Genomic DNA, 20,662 nt, shown 5'->3' with positions numbered 1-20,662 from the left:
AATGCAGTTCGATCGAGCCCAGTGATAATGGCGCCGGGGCCGTTATCACTGGCGCCCATGAATACTCAAACGGTAATTGGATAGTGCTGCCGCATCGTCCGGACCTGTGACTAGACTGGCGTCATCTCCCGCACTCTTCGAGGATTTGACAATGAGCATGACGTTTTCCGGACAGGTCGCCGTGGTCACGGGCGCAGCCGCGGGCATTGGCCGTGCGACGGCCCAGGCATTCGCGGCTGAGGGCCTGAAAGTGGTGGCGGCCGACCTGGACGAGGCGGGTGGCGAGGGCACAGTGCAGTCGATTCGTGAGGCGGGCGGTGAAGCGCTGTTCGTGCGCTGCGACGTAACGCTGGAAAGCGACGTGCAGAACCTGATGAGCGAAGTAATCAATGCCTATGGCCGGCTTGATTACGCCTTCAATAACGCCGGGATCGAAATCGAAAAGGGCAAGCTGGCCGACGGCACCCTCGATGAGTTCGACGCCATCATGGGCGTCAATGTGAAGGGCGTCTGGCTGTGCATGAAGTATCAATTGCCGTTGCTGCTGGCCCAAGGGGGCGGTGCCATCGTCAATACCGCCTCGGTGGCGGGGCTGGGGGCGGCGCCGAAGATGAGCATTTATGCAGCGTCCAAGCACGCGGTGATCGGCCTGACCAAATCGGCGGCGATTGAATACGCCAAGAAGAAAATCCGCGTGAACGCGGTTTGCCCGGCGGTAATCGACACCGACATGTTCCGTCGTGCCTATGAAGCGGATCCGAAAAAAGGTGAGTTCGCCAACGCCATGCACCCGGTAGGACGCATCGGCAAGGTCGAGGAGATCGCCAGCGCGGTGCTGTATTTGTGCAGCGATGGCGCTGCATTCACCACCGGTCATTCATTGGCGGTGGACGGCGGCGTCACGGCTTTCTGAAGAACGTTGTATTTAGCGTGTAGGACTAGGCCCGCACTTGTTGTGGGCTTTTTCTTTGGGGGTTAAAAATGCCCCGTGTCAGCCCCTGAATGTGTTTCAAAGGGTGAGAATCGACCGTTTTGGTGACGTTGTCGTACATCGTCCAGAGACGGCCTGTGCTTAACTGTTTCCAGAGATAAAACAGTTGCTTAGGAGCTTGGTTACTCATGGAGTTGAGAATCGACCGGCAGGCCCTGGTGCCTGTCGTGCAGCAAATTGTCGACGCGCTGGCCGGCTGGATTCGACAGGATGCGGTGCAACCGGGAACCCGACTGCCCTCCATTCGCCAATTGGCCCGGGAGAATCTGCTCAGTCAGTCCAGTGTCAACGAGGCGTGTGAACGCCTGGTGGCCCAAGGGGTGTTGGCGGCGCGCCATGGTTCGGGTTTTTTTGTCGCGCCGCCTCCGTCGTCCAGCTACGAGCCCTCCGACAAAGACTGGCTGGAAGACGTGCAGATCACCCAAGACAGCGTACCCCAGAACTCGCAGTGGGAGCTGAAGCTCGGCTGTGGAGGGCTGCCCGAGAGTTGGCGCGAAAGCGATGATCTGGGCTACGCGATCCGTCAGGTCACCCGCACCGATATGGCAGGGCTGTTCAGTTACAGTACGCCGATGGGGCTGCCCGCTCTGCGGGAGCAACTGTCCAGGCGCCTGAAACAATTCAATATCCACGCCGATAAAAACCTGATCCTGACCACCACGGGCGCGACCCACGGTCTGGACCTGATTGTGCGCACACTGCTTGAGCCTGGATGCTGCGTTGTGGTGGAGAGTCCGGGGTATTCGAAGCTGTTCGACCTGCTCAGGTTTCATGGCATCGACATGATCGAACTGCCCAGGACTCCGCGCGGCCCGGACGTCGATGCACTCCAATGTCTCTTGGCGACGCATCGGCCCAGCGCTCTGTTCGTCAACAGCGCCTGCCACAACCCGACCGGCAGCAGCCTGGCCCCGGCCGTGGCCCAGCAACTGCTGCAACTGGCGAAAAAACACGCCATGTTGGTGGTCGAAGACGATGTCTATGCCGACTTCCAGAACTCAACCCGGACCCGACTGGCAGCGCTGGATACCGACGTGGTGTACGTGGGCAGCTTCTCGAAAACCCTGAGCAGCTCATTGCGAGTCGGTTTCGTCGTGGCCGGATCGTCTGTCATCGCACGCTTGAGGGACGTCAAGGGCATTACCAGCATGGGCAGTTCACGCTTCTGTGAGTCAGTGCTGGCCAATCTTCTGGCCAGCGGCGCCTATCGCAAACTGGTCCAGCGTCAGCGCCAGCGTTTGAGTGCCGACATGGCAGCGGTGTTGCAGGTGCTGGAGGATGCGGATTGGGAAGTGTTTGGCAGGCCGGCCGGCGGGCTGTTCATTTGGGCGCGTCCACCGTTATGCGACTACGCTGCATTGCAGCGCTTGGCCAAGCGGTTCGGTGTGGTGCTTTCTTCTCGTACAGCGTTCAGCCCGTCGGGTGCTGTCAGCGACTGGCTGCGGATCAACGTGGCCCACGCCTGCGATTCGAGGGCCCAGGCATTCTTCCGCGCGGCGGCTCTGGATCGACCTCAATTGTCCTGAAAACGACGGCGCTGTAGCTTTTTGCCATTATTCCGACGCCAGCATCTTGTGTTACAGGGCATCTCGTTGCGAATCTGCAATCAACACACACTGGCAGAGGACTGGGCGCAATGATTTCGGCCGTGCAAAGACGTTTTGCCAACCTGGGTATGGCAAAGAAACTGGGCCTGGGGTTTGTCCTGGTGCTGCTGCTTACCGCCGTGGTGGCGGCCATCGGTGTCTGGTCCCTGCAGACCATCAGCTATCGTTTCGATGGCCTGAAACAGATGTCATCCCTCAATAGCGGCTTGCTCAAGGTCCGCCTGCTTGAGCAGGAATACGCCTTGCGCTCGGACCCGAAAACGGTCGATGCCTTGCGGCTGGGCGTGGACGGACTGATTGCCCAGGCCAACGAGCTCAAGGCGCAATCGGCGGCCAACGTGCCGGTGATGAACGACGTGGAGCAAGCCTTGGCGGCTTATCGCAAGGCGTTCGACGAATTCGTCGAGTTGAGCCAGAGCAAGGATCTGGCACTGGAAATGGCCAGTTGGTCAGTGTCCAGCGTTGCCAATAACCTGGATGTGCTGCAAGCGGGCCTGGCAGATGATGGCGCTTATACCCTGAAAGAGTCCGAAGGCAAGGAGGGCGGCGAGTTCATTGAGCAAGCCAATCAGGTCAGCGAAGTGTCTCGGTTGATGTTGCAGGCCATGAACGAAGCGCGGGTACGCCTGGATCAAAGCCGCAAAGGCTCTGAAGAGGGCGGCCAGGGCACTATCGAACAGGCCGAGCAAGCCATGAAGCAGGCCGAGGTGCTCAAGACCGCCGTCAAGGACCCGGGATACCAGACCGTGCTTAACGAAGTGGCCGGGCATATCGCTGGTTTCAACGAAAAACTCGCTGAATACACCGGGCTGCTGGCCCAGGAGAAAATCGTCTACCAGCAACTGCACGAGCGTGCCTCCCAGGTAGTGGAGCGGGTTGACCAGGCTTACACCGCCGAGGACGGTGCCATGCAGACGGAACTGAAGAAGAATTCGCTGCTGATCATCGGCTCGTCGGCCCTGGCGCTGCTGGTGGGACTGATTGCGGCCTGGGTCATTACCCGGTTGATCGTCGGGCCGTTGCGCAGCGTCATCCGTGTTGCACAGCAGATTGCCTCGGGCGACTTGAGTGCAACGGTGCAGGTGACGCGCCAGGATGAGATCGGTCAACTGATGCTCGCCATGCAACAGATGGGGGCGGGCCTGAGCAGTATCGTCAGCGGTTTGCAGGCCGGTATCGAACAGTTGGCCAACTCCGCCCAATCGCTGTCGGCCGTGACCGAGCAGACCAACCTGGAGGTCAGCAGCCAGAAGGAGGAGACCGAACAGGTCGCCACGGCCATGAACCAGATGACCGCCACCGTGCACGACGTGGCGCGCAATGCCGAAGAGGCGGCCCAAGCGGCCCAGACCGCCGACGATAAGGTTGAAAGCGGTCAGCAGGTGGTGCGTCAGAGCATGGTGCGCATTGAACAATTGGCCGACTCGGCCACTTCAGCCAGCAGCAGTATCGAAAGCCTCAGCGCTGAGATCCAGAACATTGGCACGGTGTTGAGCGTGATCAAGAGCGTGGCTGAGCAGACCAACTTGCTGGCGCTCAATGCGGCCATCGAAGCGGCCAGGGCCGGTGAGCAGGGCAGGGGCTTTGCGGTGGTGGCCGATGAAGTGCGGGCCTTGGCCAAGCGCACGCAACAGTCCACCGAGGAAATCGAACGCCTGGTGAGCGCCTTGCGCTCAGCAGCCCAGACCTCCGTGCAGCAGATCCAGAGCAGTGGCGAACTGGTGAAGATGGCGGTCAGTGATGCCCTGCAAACCGAAAGCGCCCTGGGGAGCATTGCGGCGGCGGTGTCGCTGATCCAGCAGATGAATCAGCAAATTGCGGCGGCGGCCGAGCAACAGAGTTCGGTGGCTGAAGAGATCAACCGCAGTGTCACCAGCATCCGCGCCAGTGCCGATCAATCTTCCCTGGCGATGCAGGGCAATGCCGCGTCGAGCATTGAGCTGGCGCAGCTAGGGGTTGAGCTCAAGGGGATGGTGGGGCATTTCAGGCTGTGAGCTGTCGACGGACCCTGTGTAGCGAGGGGATAAATCACCTCGCTACACAGGAGTCAGGCTTGAGAGCCTAACCCGAATATCAGTCGTAAACCTTCTTCTTCTTCCACTCGTCGTTTACTTCGGCGTCCTTCAGCCCTTCGGTCAACTGGTTGACTTCGCCTTCGACTGGCTGGGTGCTGGCCAGAACCATGGCATTGGCGCGGGCCAGGAGTTTTTCCAGGTAGTCCAGTTGTTCGGCATAGACCTGCGGTTCCTGTTGCTTGCGCAGGTACTGCACACCCCGTTCGAACGCCAGGCGGGCCTGCCCCGGTTGTTCTTGCTGCAAGGCGTGTTGGCCGAGATTATTGAAGAACTCGATGTGCAACAGCACCAGGATGTGTCGCACTTCGCGGATCCAGCGCTTGGCTTCGTTGGGCGGCAGGAAGCCATCCTGGGCGGCGCGGGTAATCTGACCGTGAAGGGCCTCGAGCAGAAACCGCACATCCTTGGCCTTGGCTTCGGTCTGGATCGGTGCCGGTGGGTTGTTCACCGGAATCGATTCACCCTGGGCGGCGAGTGCATTCAGTTCGTCCAGGCGCGCCTTGACCGCCGTATTGGTTTTCTCCAGGTTCAGCAGGCGCTGGCAGACGTTGATCTCAAGACGCGTGATCAACAGCTTCAGGGCCGGGGTCATCAATTGTCCGGGAAAGGTTTCAGTGAGCTCGCCACAACGACGCAAGCGGTCGTTGAGTTCAATCTTGGTACGGGCCTTTTCCAGCTTGTTGTTTTCCACCACATGGTTCATGTAGCCAATGGCGATCAACAGTGCGATCCCGGCTACGACGAGCAGGGTGATCATGAGTGGTGTCACCGGTAAGACCTCTTTATTGGGGTTCGCATATCAAGAGTGTAGTGGCTTGGCTTTTAAGCGCATAGGCCTGTGCGATGCGATTAGACAGGCGTGGCACTGCGTATGGAAGTGCGGCGAATATGGATGCACATTGCCACTATTTGTCGGACACGACTATAACGTCTTGGCGGATGACAGAATATAGGCGCCAGAGACCGGACGGGCAAAATGTGCGAACAGCCCCTAAACCGGGCGAAGTCATTGATTTAAATAAATTTATATCTGGGGGTTGACGACCCAGCAATCCATCCATAGAATGCGCGCCACTTACAGCGTAAAGCACTTAGCCAAACGCGATAAGCAGTGAATGTTGTACGTGTGTCCCCTTCGTCTAGTGGCCTAGGACACCGCCCTTTCACGGCGGTAACAGGGGTTCGAGTCCCCTAGGGGACGCCAATGCGGGAATAGCTCAGTTGGTAGAGCACGACCTTGCCAAGGTCGGGGTCGCGAGTTCGAGTCTCGTTTCCCGCTCCAATTTTAAACAGCGTTGCCTTCGGGCAGGGCTGAGTGAAACCAGAATCGATATCTTCGGGTGCGGATCTGGGCACTGGAACACACACCATGTGTTCCGGGCAGCGTGTCCCCTTCGTCTAGTGGCCTAGGACACCGCCCTTTCACGGCGGTAACAGGGGTTCGAGTCCCCTAGGGGACGCCATTTGCGGGAATAGCTCAGTTGGTAGAGCACGACCTTGCCAAGGTCGGGGTCGCGAGTTCGAGTCTCGTTTCCCGCTCCAAATTCAAAAAAACGCCGCTCATTGAGCGGCGTTTTTTTTCGTCCGTGAAAAAGCGCGCTTCAATCTTCGAGGCTCTCCACCAGGCTCTCAAGTGCGTCTGCACGCTCGTTTTCCGGCAGATCGGGAGCGGGAATCATTGTTCGCATCTGCCGCGCCAGGCGGTATTCACTGGGTGTGCAGTTGGCGTACTGCTTGAAGGCGCGGGCGAAGTAGGAGGGATCCTTGAACCCTGCCTCATAGCCGATGCTGGTGATAGGCATCTGGCTATTGTCGAGCAGTTCCTTGGCAAAGCTCATGCGTTTGTTCAGCACGTAATCGGTGAAGCCAAGCCCGTTGGCTTCCTTGAACACACGGCTGAAGCGAAACGTGGTCATGCCGCATCGCTTGGCCAGGTCCCGCTGATCGATGCTGTCGCGAAAATGCTGGTCGATGTACAGCATGATATGGCTCAGGGCCTGGTGTTTCTGGTGCCCCGAGGTCAGGCGGATGCTGTCTGGCAGGGTGGGCGCGTGGTCGATCAACGAAGTCTTGCGCGGGCCACAGGTGTGGCGGCGTAACTCGCATAATTGCACCAGGGCAGTCAGGTAGCGCTTCCTCTCTGTGGCTGACAGGGGCAGTACCATGTATTCCCACACACTCGAGCGCATGGCCCAGACCGCCAGTTCTTCGGAGTGCTGCACGGTGAACATGGTGATGGGAGTGGCAGGGACGGTGCGTTTGATCTCCAGCAACCGCCTCAGGCCCGGCGTATCCGGGCGATCGAAATGGATGCAGATCATGTCCGCCTGTTCCCCGCCGGGCAGCAGGGCATCTTTTGCCTGGGTGCAGTCGCAAGTGTCCTCGAACTGGCTGACAAGTTCCGGGGTGGACCGATCGTGAGTCAGATCGAACCACAACAGCTTTGGCTTTCTAGTCAGATTCGATGGCATGTGCTTACCACTCAGCGTTGCGACTGCCCTTAAGCTAGCAGTATTGCCAATGTGCCATCACTTCGCCGAATAATTTTTTATAAAAAGCCGGTTTTTTAAGCGCCGTATGCTCAGAACGCCAGAGCGCGAATCGTTGCGAGTTGCAATCGCAAGGCATGCCTGGCTCCCCCCGCAAAATAATCCTAGCGATGTGCAAAATCCTCCTAACGGCTATCCCCACCCGCTGACTAGGGTTGCATCAGGCAGTTGCAAATGTACTGCCTCTGAAAACAACCCTGATGAGGTGCGCAAAATGACTCTTCAAACAATCAAGGCTTCGGTGCTGAAGTTCGCCAAAGATGAAGACGGCCTGACCATTGTGGAATACGCCGTGGCCGGTGGGTTGATTACGGTGTTGGTGGCCGCCGCCTTCGTTCTTCTGGGCGGTGCCGTGAATACCAAGATCCGCGCGCTGTGCCAGGCCGTCAACGGCAACGTTGCCTGCTGATAGCGATAACTGCGCGGGGACACGGCAGCTTTCAAGGAAGCCTCGCTTGCGACTCTTTTGCTGTGAGTACAACGAATCACTCAAATGGACTTGGCGTTGTCCCCGACAACTCAGTTCATGGCGTTACAACCTTTATTCAAAGGTGAGGTGAAAAAAATGACTCTGCACACAATAAGAACTTCGATCAGCCGGTTCGCCAAAGATGAAGATGGCCTGACCATTGTGGAATACGCCGTCGCGGGAGGTTTGATCACGGTGTTGGTGGCGGCAGCCTTCGTTCTTCTGGGCGGCGCGGTGGACACCAAGATCCGTGCGCTGTGCCAGGCCGTCAACGGCAACGTGGCCTGCTAACGATAACTGCAACAGGGAGACGCGCCATGTCCATGGAATTGCTGGTGTCGACGGTGCTGCTGCTAGGACTGCTGGGTGTGGCGGTGGTGAGCGATTTGCTTCGCCACCGCATCCCCAACACGCTGGTCCTGTTGGGCCTGGCCTTGGGTTTGGCCGGTCAGACTTATACAGGCGGGATCAGCGGAACGGGCGACAGCCTGCTGGGCATGCTGGTCTGTTTTGCGCTGTTTTTGCCCATGTATGCGGTGGGTGGCATGGCCGCCGGAGACGTCAAGTTGATGGCCATGGTGGGCAGTTTCCTGCCGGTTCATTACGCATTGTGGGCTGCGCTGTTCAGCCTGATTGCTGGTGGCGTGTGCGGTTTTCTGATCGTGCTGGCCCGCGGTCAGTTGCTCCAGACCCTCCAGCGTTACTGGCTGATTGTGCGGGCCCAGGCTTACCTGGCACCTACCGCGGATGAAGTGGCCGGCAAACCTTTTCCTTATTCGATCGCGATCCTGATCGGCACCTTGAACAGCGTCTACTGGCAGCTGATTGCCGATGGCTGGGGAGTCTAGTCATGCACGTCATCAACGATAGTGATGCCTACCCCAGTGAACGGGAAGCGGTGCAACGCCTGGCACCTCAGCCATGCACGATTCAAGACACCGGCCTGACCGACAGTTTTCTCGGCGAGCTGGTCTGCAAGCATCTGCACGACGCCGGTGTGTTGGACCTGCCGCGGCTGGTGGAACGCCTGGCGCTGACCGGCGCGGTACTGGAAGAAGTCCTGGCGTTCCTGCGCAAGGACGGTCGTGTCGAAGTGCTCGGCCAGCTCGGGCAAACAAGTGTGCAGGCCTTGCGTTACGGCCTGACCGAACGTGGCCGCAGTGCCGCCCGCGATGCCCTGTCTCGCAGTGGCTATATCGGTGCGGCACCTTTTCCGGTGAGTAGCTATCGGTCCCTGATCAAGATCCAGACCATTCACCATGGGCGTATCACCGCCACCGACATGCAACGGGCCCTGGCCGGCATGGTGCTGTCGCAAGGCATGCTCGATCAGTTGGGTGTGGCACTGAATTCAGGGCGGGCGATCATGATTTACGGCCCGGCGGGCACGGGTAAGACCTATGTCAGCAGTCGTCTTATCCGGCTGTTCGCCGAGGCCATCTGGGTGCCCCATGCCATCGTCATCAATGAGTCGGTGATCGAGATCTATGACCCGCAAGTGCATCAGCGCCTGGATGACAAGAGTCAATCGAACAATCTGATGCTCAATGAAGGCATCGACCGTCGGCTGCTGTGCTGCAAACGCCCGATTGTCATCACGGGCGGCGAGTTGAACATGGAGCAGCTGGACGTTCGCTATGACCCCTTTACTCGCCAATACCAGGCCGCGTTGCAGCTCAAGGCCAGCAACGGCCTGTTCATCATCGATGACATGGGACGCCAGCGCATGGCCCCGGCCGAATTGCTCAATCGCTGGATCGTGCCGATGGAAGAGAAGCGCGACTTCATCAACCTGGGCGGCGGTCGCCATTGCGAATTGCCGTTCGATCTGGTCCTGGTGTTTTCCACCAACCTCAACCCCCTGGAACTGGCTGACGAGGCCTTTCTGCGCCGCATTGGCTACAAGGTGCAGTTCGGTTACCTCAAGCCCGAAGAATACGAGCGCATCTGGCGCCAGGAGTGCGAACGTCTGGGCATTCCCCATGACCCGCTGCTGGTGCGCTATGTGCTGCAGCAGCTTTATGCCGGCGAGGGCATGCCGCTGGTGCCTTGCCATCCCCGTGACCTGTTGAACATGGCGCTCGACCGCCAGCGTTACCTGGGCGGTTCCGGGCCCCTGTTGCCGCAAGAGCTGGAATGGGCCTGGCACAACTACTTCGTTCAGCTCGACTTCCTTTGAATCGGAGATACCGACATGAGCTCTCGTACGCTTTCGCTGATTGGCGTTTCCCTGGTAATGGGCCTGGGTGCCGCATGGATGGCTGACTCCTGGCTGAGCGCACGACTTAACGCCAAACCCGATGACCACTTGCGAAGTGTGGTGGTCGCCACCGTACCAATTCCCTTCGGGCAGATGGTCGAGGCCCAACAGGTCACGACCGTGCGCATGCCCATGGATACGATCCCGGACGATGCCTTTGACTCCAGCGAACAGGCCGTGGGCAAGATCGCAACGTTCGACATTCTGCGCGGTGACATCGTGCGGGGCGCGCGTCTGAGTGAGCACCTGGGTGGCAGCACCCTGGCGTCCCTGATCGATCCTGACAAACGCGCCATATCGGTACGGGTCGATGATGTGGTCGGTGTGGGTGGGTTCCTGTTGCCGGGGAACCGGGTCGACGTGCTGGCAACCAAGACCACCAGCGCCGGCAGTAACAACGCCGTGTCCCGGACCATTCTTGAAAACCTGCGGGTGCTGGCGGTGGATCAGACGGCGGGCACCGACAAGACCCAGCCGGTGGTGGTAAGGGCCGTGACGCTGGAAATGTCGGCCACTGAAGCGGAGGCCCTGGTGACTGCGCAGACCGAAGGCAAGTTGCAACTGGCCTTGCGTAACCCGCTGAACCTGGAGAAAAAAACCGTGGTCGTGGCGCCCCCTCCGGCTCCGGTGATGGCGGTGGCGACTGCTGCGGTGCCAAAGCCCGTAGTGCAGCGCAGCCCCAAAGCGCAGGCCAGCGGGATCACGGTGATCCGTGGAGTTGAAAGCAGCGTCGTCAACGTTCACTGAAACGCGTAGAAAAATGCCTGGTCCCTTCGGCCATGGCGATGCCGATCCTCACGTGTCGGCAAACGAGGGCTCGATCATGAATCCCAGTATCCGGCAGCCTGTCACTGCGACGCCTCGGCGCCAGGAAGGAGCAGTGAGTGTATTGATGGTGATCGCGTTAATGGCGATTTCCATGATGGCGGCATTGGCCCTGGATGGCGGACACATGCTGCTGAACAAGACCCGTCTGCAAAATGCCGTGGATGCCGCGGCCCTGAGCGGCGCCAAGACCCTGAGCCAGGTGACGGGAGGGCTCAACATGGCCAGCACGACTCGGGCCGCTGCCCTGGACACGCTGACACGCAATGCCGACGCTGCGGGCAACGCTGAACTGGCAACCGCTGTCGCCGGCAACCCGGCTGCGTTCGCCGCAGTGGAGTTGGCCAGCAGCGTTTATGGTCCGTTCTCCTATCCCGGGCCGGCGGATGCCAAATACGTGCGAGTGTCGGTGTCCAGCTATCGGTTGAGCGGTTTTTTCTGGAGTTTCGTTCAAACGATGGGCAGTGCCGGCCTGGGCAACAAGGCCGTGGCGGCGATCGCCACCGCAGGCCCCAGCCCGACGGCTCCGTGTGATCTGGCGCCCTTGATGGTCTGCGGCGACACCAGCCAATACGACCCGGCTGCCGGAAATTTCTGGAGTTACCGCTTTGGCGACCTGACGGTGCTGAAGACGGCCGCGGGCAACACGTCGCCCATTGGCCCGGGCAATTTCCAACTGCTCGATTTCGGCTCCGGCGGCAGTGCTGTGCGCGAAGACTTGGCGGGCGGCGGTTCGGTCTGCCGCAGTGTCGGGGACAACGTCCAGACCGCACCGGGCAACAAAGCCGGCCCGACTTCCCAGGGCTTGAACACGCGATTCGGTATCTATAACGGTCCGGTCAGTTCTTCGGACTATCCACCCGACCTGGTCACCACTTCGAGCAACCCGGCGATGACCTATAACGATTCGCTCTCCCAGGCGCAATACAAAGGACAGCCCATTACTTCGAGCAACGGCGATCTCTCGGCCGGCGGCGAGGCAATACTGGACTACAACGACTGGCGAACAGCGGTTGCCGCCTGTGTGGCCGGAGCTGGCAATGGCTGTGAGAGCAACGGGGTTTTCGAACGGCGGATGCTCAAGATCGTGATTGGTGACTGCACCGGCAAACTGAGCGGTTCTACCTCGATTCCTGTCCTGGGTTTTGGCTGCTACTTCGTCGTGCAACCAGTGAATGGCGGAGGTTCGGACTCCATCATCTTTGGTCAGTTCGTCCAGGAATGCGAAGGCGATAATGTGCCCGGCCCCACGCCGGTCAGCGATACCGGGCCGCAGGTCATTCAGCTCTACAAAACCTATCTCAACGGCAGCGGCACTCCGAGCACCGACTCGTAGGAGGCGTCATGAGACTTGCCCATTTCAAACCCGCGCAGGCCCAGCAAGGCGTGGCGCTGGTGGAGTTCACCCTGGTGCTGCCATTGTTGTTGCTGCTGTTGCTGGCTTTTGGCGAGTTCGGCCGCATGCTCTTCCAATACAACGTGCTGCTACAGGCCAGCCGTGATGCCAATCGATTCGTCGCCAGCCAGGCCTGGAATACCACCCTGGGCACCATTGCCCTGAACAACACGCTGCAGACCCAGACGAAAAACGTCGCGGTGTATGGCACCCCGAGCCAGGCCGGCACCGCTGTGGTGGCTGGGTTGACCACGGCTAACGTGGAGGTCGCGGCGGTGGGGGCTGACCATGTGCGTGTCACCATCACCTACACCTTTTGCCCGGTGATTGGAGCGGGCAATTGCGGCGGAACAATTCCCGGTTTTTTCGGCAGTGCCATTGCGCTGGGTATCCCACTGGTCGCGACCACCGTCATGAGGGCGTTGTGATGAACAACAAGCACATGCAAGGCACCTATATCGTGGAGTTCGCCTTCGTTGGCCTGCTGGTGTTCACCCTGCTGTTTGGCGTGGTGGAGATGGGCCGGCTGTATTTCACCGCCAATGCCTTGGATGAGGCCGCGCGGCGCGGTGCGCGTCTGGCGGCGGTGTGCAACATCAACGATCCGGTGGTGTTGCGCCGGGCCATCTTCAACGCCGCGACGGACGCAGGCACCAGCCAACTGATCAGCAGCCTCGCCACCTCGAACCTGGCGCTGACCTATCTGGATGTGAACGGCGCGGTGGTGGCGAACCCCGCCGACACGGTCAGCGCCAACGGCTTCCGCGCTATCCGTTACGTCCAGTTGAGCGTGCAGAACTTCGTTTTCAATCTGTTCATTCCTGGGTTTGGCGTGCCCATTACCTTGCCCACATTCAGGGCGACCTTGCCACGCGAAAGCCTTGGGCGTCATTCCGATTCCGGGGAGATCACACCATGCTGAATACCAGGGAAACTCCACTGTCGACCGTCACCGGCAAAGCCGGGCTGCGGTTACTGATCAGCAGCCGTGACGCTTCGTCCCTGCGCGACTTGCAATGCGTCTGCCAGCGCATGCCTTGCCTGGAAGTGAGCACGCGCCTGGTGAGCAACGGCCATGTCGATCCGCTCTATGGCCTGGAGCGGATGCCCGATCTGCTGTTGTTGCGGGTCAGTCACTTGTGGCGCGAAGAGCTGGCGGCGTTGCTGCAGCGGCCTGCCCATGAGCGTCCACCGATGCTGGTGTGCGGTCTGATGGGCGAGCAGGAAGGCATGCGGCTGGCAATGCAGGCCGGTGCCCGGGACGTGCTGCCCGAGCCTTTCGCCGAGACGGAACTGGTGGCCGCCCTGAATCGTCTGGTTGCGGAGGTCCGCGTCGGCCACGGCGCCGAGGGCAAGCTGGTCGCCGTGATCGGCGCCAAGGGTGGTTCCGGTGCAACGCTGGTGGCCTGCAATCTGGCCCAGCAACTCAGCGCCCAGGCAGGAACCACTCTGCTGCTGGATATGGACCTGCAATTTGGCAGCGTGACCCACTATCTGGATGTGGCCCAATCCCATAGCCATCTGCAAGTGCTGCAACAGGTCGAGGACCTGGACAGTATCGCCCTGCGGGGTTTTTGCAGCCACTTCAGTCCGACCCTGCACGTGCTGGGTGGCCGTAGCGGCGAGTTGTGCCTGCCACAGGACGCCCAGCCGGAACAACTCGACGCCTTGTTGCAATTGGCCCGTGCCAGCTATGACTGGGTGGTAGTGGACCTGCCGCGTCAGATCGACCACCTCACCGGCTCTGTGCTGGAGCAGGTCGACCGGGTCTACGTGGTGGTTCAACAAAGCGTCAGCCATCTGCGCGATGCCAGCGCCCTGGTGCGGATTCTTCGCGAGGACCTGGGCGTACGTGGGGACCAGTTGCAGGTGGTGGTCAACCGCTATGACAAGGCGGCTGCGGTCAGCCTCAAGGATGTCGCAGAAGCCCTGCGGTGCACCAACCTGTCGAAATTACCCAATGACTTCAACCTGGTCAGCCAGAGTCAGAACACTGGCGTGCCGTTGGGGCTGCATGCGCCGAGGGCGGCCATCACCGTTGCCCTGCGCGATTTGACCGAAGACCTGGTCGGTCACCAGATGGCCGCAGACAAAGGCCTGCTCAAACGTGCCTTCAACCGTTTTTTCGGGGGATGACCCATGATCAGCGACTTCCGCAACCGCTTGCGTAAACAGTCCGGTAAACCGGCCATTGAACTGGCTGGCGACAGCCTGCCGGATCCGACAGAGCAATTGATGGCCTGGGAACATGCCATCCCCGACGTGCTCTACGAAACCCGTAGTCAGGTCACCCCGGTGGAAGCCCAATGGCGGGAAAAAATCTACCAGCAACTGCTCAAGGTCATGGACCTGTCCTTGCTCGACTCCCTCGAGCAGGCCGAGGCGGCGAGGCAGATACGCGATATCTGCCAGCGTTTGCTCGATGAGCATTCGGCGCCGGTAAGCTCCGCCAGCCGTCAGTTGATCATCAAGCAGATCACCGACGAAGTGCTCGGGCTGGGGCCTTTGGAGCCGTTGCTGGCCGACCATAGCGTGTCCGACATCCTGGTCAACGGTTTTGCCTCGGTCTATGTCGAGCGCTTCGGCAAGCTGCAAAGAACCGACGTGCGCTTTCGCGACGACCAGCATCTGCTGAACATCATTGATCGCATCGTCTCCAGCCTGGGCCGGCGTATCGACGAGTCGTCCCCTTTGGTGGACGCCCGGCTCAAGGACGGCTCGCGGGTCAACGCAATCATCCCGCCACTGGCCATCGACGGTCCGAGCATGTCGATCCGTCGTTTTGCGGTGGACCTGCTCAACACTGACAGCCTGATCCAGGTGGGCACCATGACCCCAGCCATTGCCTTGTTGCTCAAGGCGATTGTCCGTGGGCGCTTGAATGTGCTGATTTCCGGCGGCACCGGCAGTGGCAAGACCACCATGCTCAACGTGCTGTCCAGTTTCATCCCCCACAACGAACGCATCGTTACCATCGAGGACTCGGCCGAACTGCAACTGCAGCAACCTCACGTGGTGCGCCTGGAAACCCGTCCTTCGAACATCGAGGGGCGCGGCGAGGTCAGCCAGCGGGAACTGGTGCGCAACAGCCTGCGGATGCGTCCGGACCGCATTGTCATCGGCGAAGTGCGCGGCGCCGAAGCGCTGGACATGCTCACCGCCATGAACACCGGCCACGATGGCTCGTTGACCACAATCCACGCCAATACCGCGCGCGATGCCTTGGGGCGAATCGAGAACATGGTGTCGATGACCGGCGCGACTTTTCCGATCAAGGCCATGCGTCAACAAATTGCCTCTGCCATCGATGTGGTGATCCAGCTGGAGCGTCAAGAAGACGGCAAACGTCGTGTGGTGAGCATGCAAGAGATCAACGGCATGGAAGGGGAGATCATCACCATGACCGAAATTTTCTCTTTCACGCGCCAAGGCATCGGGGAAAACGGCGAGGTGCTGGGGGATTATCGGCCCAGCGGCATGATCCCGGCCTTTCGCGACGTGTTGGCCAGGCGCGGCATCGAGTTGCCGCTGACCCTGTTCCGCCCTGAGTGGATGGAGGCTCGGACGTCATGAACAACATCCCCAGTGAGTTCATCCTGATTTTTCTCGCCATGGTGTTCATCGCCGTCTTCCTCCTGTCCCAGGGTGTGGTGGTGCCGGTGTTCGGCGAGGCCGGCAAAATGCGCAAGCGCATCCGTGGGCGCCTGCATGTGCTGGAGAAGGCCAACCATCTGCCCAACATGCAGACCGTGTTGCGGCAGAAGTACCTGACGCGCTTGTCGCCCCTGGAGGCCCGGCTTGAACAATTGCCGTTCATGGCCAACCTGACCCAGTTGATCGAGCAGGCCGGCCACGAATACCGGGCCTATCGGGTAATGGCGCTGGGCCTGGCCCTGGGCGTAGCGGCCGGTGCCGTGGTGTTGATGTTCTGGCCGGTGTGGTGGATGGCGCTGCTGGCGGCCTTTGCGGTGACCTGGCTGCCGGTGCTGAAGATCATGCGTGATCGTAGCAAGCGCTTCGCCGCCTTCGAGGAAGGCTTGCCGGATGCGCTGGACGCCATGTGCCGGGCCTTGCGCGCCGGGCACCCGTTCAACGAAACCCTGCGCCTGGTTGCCGAGGAGCACAGGGGGCCGGTCGCCCAGGAGTTCGGCATGACCTTCGCCGACATCAACTATGGCAACGATGTGCGCCGGGCCATGCTCGGGCTGTTGGAGCGCATGCCGAGCATGACGGTGATGATGCTGGTGACCTCCATACTTATCCACCGCGAAACCGGCGGCAATCTGACCGAAGTGCTGGAGCGCCTGAGCCGCTTGATCCGCGGGCGCTTCCGCTTCCAGCGCAAGATCCGGACCTTGTCGGCGGAAGGGCGCATGTCGGCCTGGGTGCTGGTGGCGATCCCTTTCGTGCTGGCGATCGCCATTGTGCTCACCAGCCCCAGCTACATGCCGGTGCTGATCAACGACCCTATAGGCCACAAGCTGATCATGTTCGCGTTCGGCGCCATGTTGCTGGGGATTCTCTGGATCCGAAAAATCATCCGGATCCAGGTTTAAGCGCCCTTGCGGCGAGAGGTATCAGTCATGGATTTTCTGCTCGGGTTGTTCAGTCGGTTTACGGGAAACGAGGAGGCGGCACGGCTGTTGTTCATCGCCGTGATCGGTCTCAGTACGGTACTGGCGGTCGTCGCCATGATCTTGCTGATGCTCGGCCTGCAGGACCCGGTGCAACGGCGTCTGGCGCTGATCAAGCGGGGATATTCCGGCAGCACGCAAGGGCAGGAGGCGCCAGGTAACCTGCAACTCTTGCTGGAGCGGGTCGGCCAGCGGTTCGCAGCGACTGACCCGGCCCAGGCCAGCGCCACCCTGACCCTGCTCACACACGCCGGCTACCGTTCCGCATCGGCGGTGCAGATGTACTGGGCCGTGCGCCTGATGCTGCCGTTGCTGCTGCTTGGCGTTACGTTACTGCTGCTGCCGCTGATCAAGGTGTCCTTGATTGTCGGTTTGCTGGTGGCGACCTTGATGGCGGGTATCGGATGGTTGCTGCCGGCGCTGTACGTCGGCAAGCGTAAGCAGGCGCGACAAGCGCGGCTGCGGGCGGCATTTCCCGATGCGCTGGACCTGATGGTGGTGTGCGTCGAGTCAGGCCTGGCTCTGCCCACCACCATAGAACGGGTGGCCGAAGAAATGTCGGTCAGCCAGGTTGAGCTGGCCGAAGAGCTGGCCCTGGTGAACGCGCAGATCCGCGCGGGTATCACCAGCACCGACGCTCTCAAGCAACTGGCCCTGCGCACCGGCCTGGATGATATCCAGGGCCTGGTCAGCCTGTTGGCCCAGAGCATCCGCTTCGGCACCAGCGTGGCCGACACCCTGCGTATCTACGCCGATGAGTTTCGTGACCGGCGCACCCAGGCGGCCGAGGAAATGGGGGCCAAAATCGGTACCAAGCTGATCTTTCCGCTGATCTTCTGCCTCTGGCCAAGCTTCTTCCTGGTCGCCATCGGCCCCGCCATGATTGGCGTGTTCAGGGCCTTTGGAAATATGTAGAGGGGCATACGGTCCCGGTTGTACAAGCCTGTGGCGAGGGAGCCTGCTCCCGCTCGAGCAGCGCTGCAGCCCCGGTTTGCGGCTGCTGCGCAGCCCAGCGGGAGCAAGCTCCCTCGCCACGATAGTGACAGTCTGAAAGCCAACACTCAGCCAGGGGTTATTTTTGATCGTTCCCACGCTCTGCGTGGGAATGCATCCCGTGACGCTCTGCGTCACCTTCCAGAAGCGGAACGCGGAGCGTCCCTGGCGACATTCCCACGCAGAAGCGTGGGAACGATCGAAGTCCATACCCAACCGAACTCCAACGCCCGTGGCGAGAGGGTTGAACCCCGCTGGGCCGCTTAGCGGTCCTGAAACCGGGGATTGGCGTCTCACCCATTGGCCGGACCCGCGCAAGACTCAGTTCGCATGGGCGGTTGCTTCCTGGAGGGCTGCGCAACCCGAGGGGATAGGGCCCCGCGCCACAAACAGGCGTGCTCGGCTTGATGCAAGGCAGAGCAAAAGATCGCAGCCTTCGAAAAGGCCTACACCGGATCGGATGTAGGCATTGTCGAAGGCTGCGATCTTTTGTTTTCCACTGTGTTTCAGTTGCTGCTGGTGATTTCCCCACCCGAGTCCTGTTCGAAGAATTCCGGGATCGGGTAATTGAAGCTATTGAGCCAGCGCTGCATGGCCAATTCCCGTTCGGTGGCCGAGGCGGTTTGCAGGTGGGTTGAGGCCACCACCCCGCGAATCTGCAGCTGCATCCAGCTCTCCGTGCCCTGTTGCGCAGCCGAAGAGGGGCCGGGTTCAATGGCCCAGGCGGTGGCGGACAGGCAAGTCATGCACACGATCAACAGTTGTCTGGTTTTCATCTCTTGGACTCCTCGTAAGGCGCTACTTGACCGCATCGGATGAGGCGTCGGCCACATCGCTCAAGCGGTTCGCGGGGGATGTCGCCCCGGCAGGGGCCGAGCCTCTGATTTTTTCCGCCCGGGCTTGAGCATCTGCCACTTGTTTGGGGCTCAGATTGGCCATGTTTGCCAGTTCGGCTGCCTGCTTCCAGTTGTCCTGGTAAATCAGCAGCGTCACCATGTTGAAGGCGGCCAGCGAGTCTGACTGTCTGAGCTCCATGGCGGTCATGAACTCGAAGCGGGCTTCAGGGATCCGTCGCTGATTGAGATAGACAACTCCCAGGTCATTGCGGATTTTTCCTTCGGTGGGGGACATTTTCACAGCGCGCTCAAGGTGTTCGGTGGCGCCAGCATGATCATGCCTGGCGGCAGCCAACTGGCCGAGGCCATGCTCGCCATCAGCGGCCAGGCAAGTGCCGAGCAGGCTCTGGTACAACGGCTCTGCCTCGTTACGTCCCATCAGACGCAGCACTCGCGCCTTGCGCAGGCGGACCTGGACCAGATCCTCCGGCAGACCTTCGAGGTTCGCCAGGCTGGCATACAAACGTCCGTCATTGGCCATGTCATCGGCCAGGTTCAGCGCCAGTTCCTGATCGGAGCCTGGCTTGGCGCAACTGGTCGGACGTGAAGCCACGCCGTTGCTGGCGCATCCGACCAGCAGCACCGTTGCGGCTATCGCGATCACCGCTTTCATTGAATGTCCCCTCGTATCAGGTTGAACACGTGGACGCTTGCACTTCAGGCCCCGGCTCATTGGGACAGCCCGTTACGGTTGTCGAACTCGCCGTTTTCAAGGAAGTACATGCGGTAGAAGTTCGGGTCGTAATTGCGCAGCTGTTCGCCCGGCAACGTTGGCAGTTGTGCGTCGGCGGCCAACGGTTGGACCAAGTGCGGCGTGACGATCATCAGCAGCTCGCGTTCTTCGCGATTGATGGAGTTATCGCGAAAGAACGCACCGAGAATCGGAACATCGCCCAACCCCGGTAATTTGTTCACCTGAGAGGCATTGCGCGTGCTGATCAGGCCGCTGATGACAAAGCTTTCGCCATCGGCCAGGGCAATACTGGTATCGGTACGGCGTACGGTGAGCGCCGGAACCAGCGTGCCAGCGATGTTCACCGCGTTGGTGAAATCCAGTTCACTGACTTCCGGTGCCACCTTGAGCATGATGCGGTTGGTTCCGACGACGGTGGGCGTCAAGGTCAGACGGATACCGAATTCCTTGTACTCGATGGACACGTTGTCGCTGCCGGCACTGGGCACCGGGATCGGCACTTCGCCGCCGGCCAGGAAGCTCGCGCTCTGCCCGCTCAGGGCCACCAGGCTCGGCCGCGCCAGGGTGTAGGCAAAGCCACTGCCTTCCAGCGCATTGATCATCAGCAGGGTTTGTCCGGTGGCAAAAGACAGGTTGAACATGTCGTTGTTGACCGGCAATGAAGGCCGCACCACGCCACCGATGGTGGGCAGGGTTCTCGGCGCGCCGAACAGGAAGTTGCCACGGCTGCCGAAAATAGAGGTTGAAGCTTCCTTGAGCTTGGTCCGACTGACTTCGACGAAACGGATGTCAGTCTGCACCTGGGCAAGCAGCATGGGGTCTTCGGAGGGTACGCTCGCGGCGCTGGTCAGTGCCGAGGTGGCTCTGCCTTTGACGAAGATCATGCTCTGGCGGGGGATTTTTGAGCAGGCCGTCCAGACCATCAGGCTGGTGGCCCCGGGCGCCAGGCCCGTAAGGATGAAGGCATCGCTGCCGCTGGGTTGCACGTCGGCAATTTTCGGGTCGCCCACTGCCAGCTTCGTTACGGGGGCCAGGATACGCAATTCGTTCTGAAGCCCTTGGCCAACCTCGAAGGTCGCCGGCAAATTGTCCAACTGAGCACAATTTGCCGTTGCGGCCTGGGCCGCTTCCAGGCCAAGGCCCATCCAGAACAGACCATGGATCAAGTGCTTTAAAGCGGGCGGGGTACGATAGCTCATGAAGTGATCCTCGACAGAGAGGCCGTCCCTAGGCTTAACAAATGCCTCGGATCACTTAAGGGGCCCGGGCTGCC

The 20,662-nt window shown here is 60.4% G+C and carries 20 protein-coding genes, 4 tRNA genes and 1 pseudogene; 20 read left to right on the top strand and 5 right to left on the bottom strand.

The features are described from left to right. Positions 1-151 precede the first annotated feature (151 nt). From T3A99_RS09475 to T3A99_RS27850, 4 genes and pseudogenes are all read left to right on the top strand, one after another. The gene (locus T3A99_RS09475; protein WP_160893097.1) at positions 152-913 is read left to right on the top strand and encodes an SDR family oxidoreductase; all 762 of its coding nucleotides are present in this window, start codon (positions 152-154) and stop codon (positions 911-913) included. Between the two features lie 206 nt (positions 914-1,119). Continuing rightward, complete coding sequence (locus T3A99_RS09470) at positions 1,120-2,517, top strand: PLP-dependent aminotransferase family protein (protein ID WP_173406683.1); 1,398 nt, start codon at positions 1,120-1,122, stop codon at positions 2,515-2,517. 110 nt (positions 2,518-2,627) lie between these two features. Next, positions 2,628-3,731, top strand: a pseudogene (locus T3A99_RS27855) (HAMP domain-containing protein); the annotation flags it as partial. After that, complete coding sequence (locus tag T3A99_RS27850; RefSeq protein ID WP_370695205.1) at positions 3,711-4,592, top strand: methyl-accepting chemotaxis protein; 882 nt, start codon at positions 3,711-3,713, stop codon at positions 4,590-4,592. The pseudogene T3A99_RS27855 and the gene T3A99_RS27850, both read left to right, overlap by 21 nt. Positions 4,593-4,671: 79 nt before the next feature. Here T3A99_RS27850 and T3A99_RS09460 read toward each other — a convergent pair whose 3' ends face one another. Beyond that, positions 4,672-5,430 carry a hypothetical protein gene (locus tag T3A99_RS09460; protein WP_076383820.1) on the bottom strand — a complete coding sequence of 253 codons (759 nt, stop codon included), beginning with the start codon at positions 5,428-5,430 and terminating at the stop codon, positions 4,672-4,674. 371 nt (positions 5,431-5,801) lie between these two features. On the opposite strand from T3A99_RS09460, the gene T3A99_RS09455 reads away from it, so the two are divergent. From T3A99_RS09455 to T3A99_RS09440, 4 genes are all read left to right on the top strand, one after another. Beyond that, a tRNA-Glu gene (locus tag T3A99_RS09455) sits at positions 5,802-5,877 on the top strand. Positions 5,878-5,879: 2 nt separating this feature from the next. Further along, positions 5,880-5,955: transfer RNA gene (locus T3A99_RS09450), tRNA-Gly, on the top strand. Between the two features lie 105 nt (positions 5,956-6,060). Continuing rightward, positions 6,061-6,136: transfer RNA gene (locus T3A99_RS09445), tRNA-Glu, on the top strand. Positions 6,137-6,139: 3 nt separating this feature from the next. Beyond that, positions 6,140-6,215 (top strand) — tRNA-Gly (locus T3A99_RS09440). Between the two features lie 59 nt (positions 6,216-6,274). Here T3A99_RS09440 and T3A99_RS09435 read toward each other — a convergent pair. Continuing rightward, on the bottom strand, positions 6,275-7,144 hold the full coding sequence (locus tag T3A99_RS09435; protein ID WP_047228158.1) for a DNA-binding response regulator: 870 nt from the start codon (positions 7,142-7,144) through the stop codon (positions 6,275-6,277). 292 nt (positions 7,145-7,436) lie between these two features. Here T3A99_RS09435 and T3A99_RS09430 point away from each other — a divergent pair, with 292 nt between their 5' ends. The 12 genes from T3A99_RS09430 (at position 7,437) to T3A99_RS09375 (ending at position 17,721) form a co-directional block, all read left to right on the top strand. Further along, positions 7,437-7,631, top strand: a complete 195-nt coding sequence (locus tag T3A99_RS09430; protein WP_008070254.1) for a Flp family type IVb pilin — start codon at positions 7,437-7,439, stop codon at positions 7,629-7,631. Positions 7,632-7,787: 156 nt separating this feature from the next. Further along, positions 7,788-7,982, top strand: coding sequence for a Flp family type IVb pilin (locus tag T3A99_RS09425; RefSeq protein ID WP_047228300.1), 195 nt, complete (start codon positions 7,788-7,790; stop codon positions 7,980-7,982). 26 nt (positions 7,983-8,008) lie between these two features. Further along, positions 8,009-8,539, top strand: coding sequence for an A24 family peptidase (locus T3A99_RS09420; RefSeq protein WP_047228159.1), 531 nt, complete (start codon positions 8,009-8,011; stop codon positions 8,537-8,539). Between the two features lie 2 nt (positions 8,540-8,541). Continuing rightward, positions 8,542-9,870: an ATPase AAA gene (locus tag T3A99_RS09415; RefSeq protein WP_047228160.1), complete on the top strand. Its 1,329-nt coding sequence runs from the start codon at positions 8,542-8,544 to the stop codon at positions 9,868-9,870. 15 nt (positions 9,871-9,885) lie between these two features. Then, positions 9,886-10,698, top strand: coding sequence for a Flp pilus assembly protein CpaB (gene cpaB / locus T3A99_RS09410; RefSeq protein ID WP_047228161.1), 813 nt, complete (start codon positions 9,886-9,888; stop codon positions 10,696-10,698). A 76-nt stretch (positions 10,699-10,774) separates the two neighbouring features. Further along, on the top strand, positions 10,775-12,112 hold the full coding sequence (locus T3A99_RS09405; RefSeq protein WP_416221548.1) for a TadE/TadG family type IV pilus assembly protein: 1,338 nt from the start codon (positions 10,775-10,777) through the stop codon (positions 12,110-12,112). Between the two features lie 8 nt (positions 12,113-12,120). After that, positions 12,121-12,600, top strand: a complete 480-nt coding sequence (locus T3A99_RS09400; RefSeq protein WP_047228162.1) for a TadE/TadG family type IV pilus assembly protein — start codon at positions 12,121-12,123, stop codon at positions 12,598-12,600. After that, positions 12,600-13,094 carry a TadE family protein gene (locus T3A99_RS09395; protein WP_322834242.1) on the top strand — a complete coding sequence of 165 codons (495 nt, stop codon included), beginning with the start codon at positions 12,600-12,602 and terminating at the stop codon, positions 13,092-13,094. The genes T3A99_RS09400 and T3A99_RS09395 overlap by 1 nt, the downstream gene beginning before the upstream one ends. After that, the gene (locus T3A99_RS09390) at positions 13,088-14,308 is read left to right on the top strand and encodes an AAA family ATPase (protein WP_047228164.1); all 1,221 of its coding nucleotides are present in this window, start codon (positions 13,088-13,090) and stop codon (positions 14,306-14,308) included. The genes T3A99_RS09395 and T3A99_RS09390 overlap by 7 nt, the downstream gene beginning before the upstream one ends. A 3-nt stretch (positions 14,309-14,311) precedes the next feature. Beyond that, a complete protein-coding gene (locus tag T3A99_RS09385) occupies positions 14,312-15,745 on the top strand; it encodes a CpaF family protein (protein WP_047228165.1) in 1,434 nt (477 codons plus the stop codon). Then, positions 15,742-16,728, top strand: a complete 987-nt coding sequence (locus T3A99_RS09380; protein WP_047228166.1) for a type II secretion system F family protein — start codon at positions 15,742-15,744, stop codon at positions 16,726-16,728. Before T3A99_RS09385 ends, T3A99_RS09380 begins: the two co-directional genes overlap by 4 nt. 27 nt (positions 16,729-16,755) lie before the next feature. Continuing rightward, on the top strand, positions 16,756-17,721 hold the full coding sequence (locus tag T3A99_RS09375) for a type II secretion system F family protein (RefSeq protein WP_047228167.1): 966 nt from the start codon (positions 16,756-16,758) through the stop codon (positions 17,719-17,721). Between the two features lie 584 nt (positions 17,722-18,305). On the opposite strand, the gene T3A99_RS09370 is transcribed toward T3A99_RS09375, so the two are convergent. Genes T3A99_RS09370 through T3A99_RS09360 form a run of 3 tightly spaced genes read right to left on the bottom strand, consistent with a single transcriptional unit; the run spans position 18,306 to position 20,588 of the window. Then, on the bottom strand, positions 18,306-18,575 hold the full coding sequence (locus T3A99_RS09370; protein ID WP_047228168.1) for a DUF3613 domain-containing protein: 270 nt from the start codon (positions 18,573-18,575) through the stop codon (positions 18,306-18,308). A gap of 22 nt (positions 18,576-18,597) precedes the next feature. After that, positions 18,598-19,308 (bottom strand): tetratricopeptide repeat protein, encoded by a 711-nt coding sequence (locus T3A99_RS09365; RefSeq protein ID WP_047228169.1) that lies wholly within the window; start codon positions 19,306-19,308, stop codon positions 18,598-18,600. Between the two features lie 56 nt (positions 19,309-19,364). Continuing rightward, complete coding sequence (locus T3A99_RS09360; protein ID WP_047228170.1) at positions 19,365-20,588, bottom strand: type II and III secretion system protein family protein; 1,224 nt, start codon at positions 20,586-20,588, stop codon at positions 19,365-19,367. Positions 20,589-20,662: the final 74 nt, after the last annotated feature.

Origin of the sequence: Pseudomonas sp. N-137 (genome assembly GCF_034555295.1) — a bacterium.
In the GTDB taxonomy this organism is placed as follows: domain Bacteria; phylum Pseudomonadota; class Gammaproteobacteria; order Pseudomonadales; family Pseudomonadaceae; genus Aquipseudomonas; species Aquipseudomonas rhizophila.
Note: the sequence above shows the minus strand (reverse complement) of the source record. Positions and strands in the feature narration are given on the sequence as shown.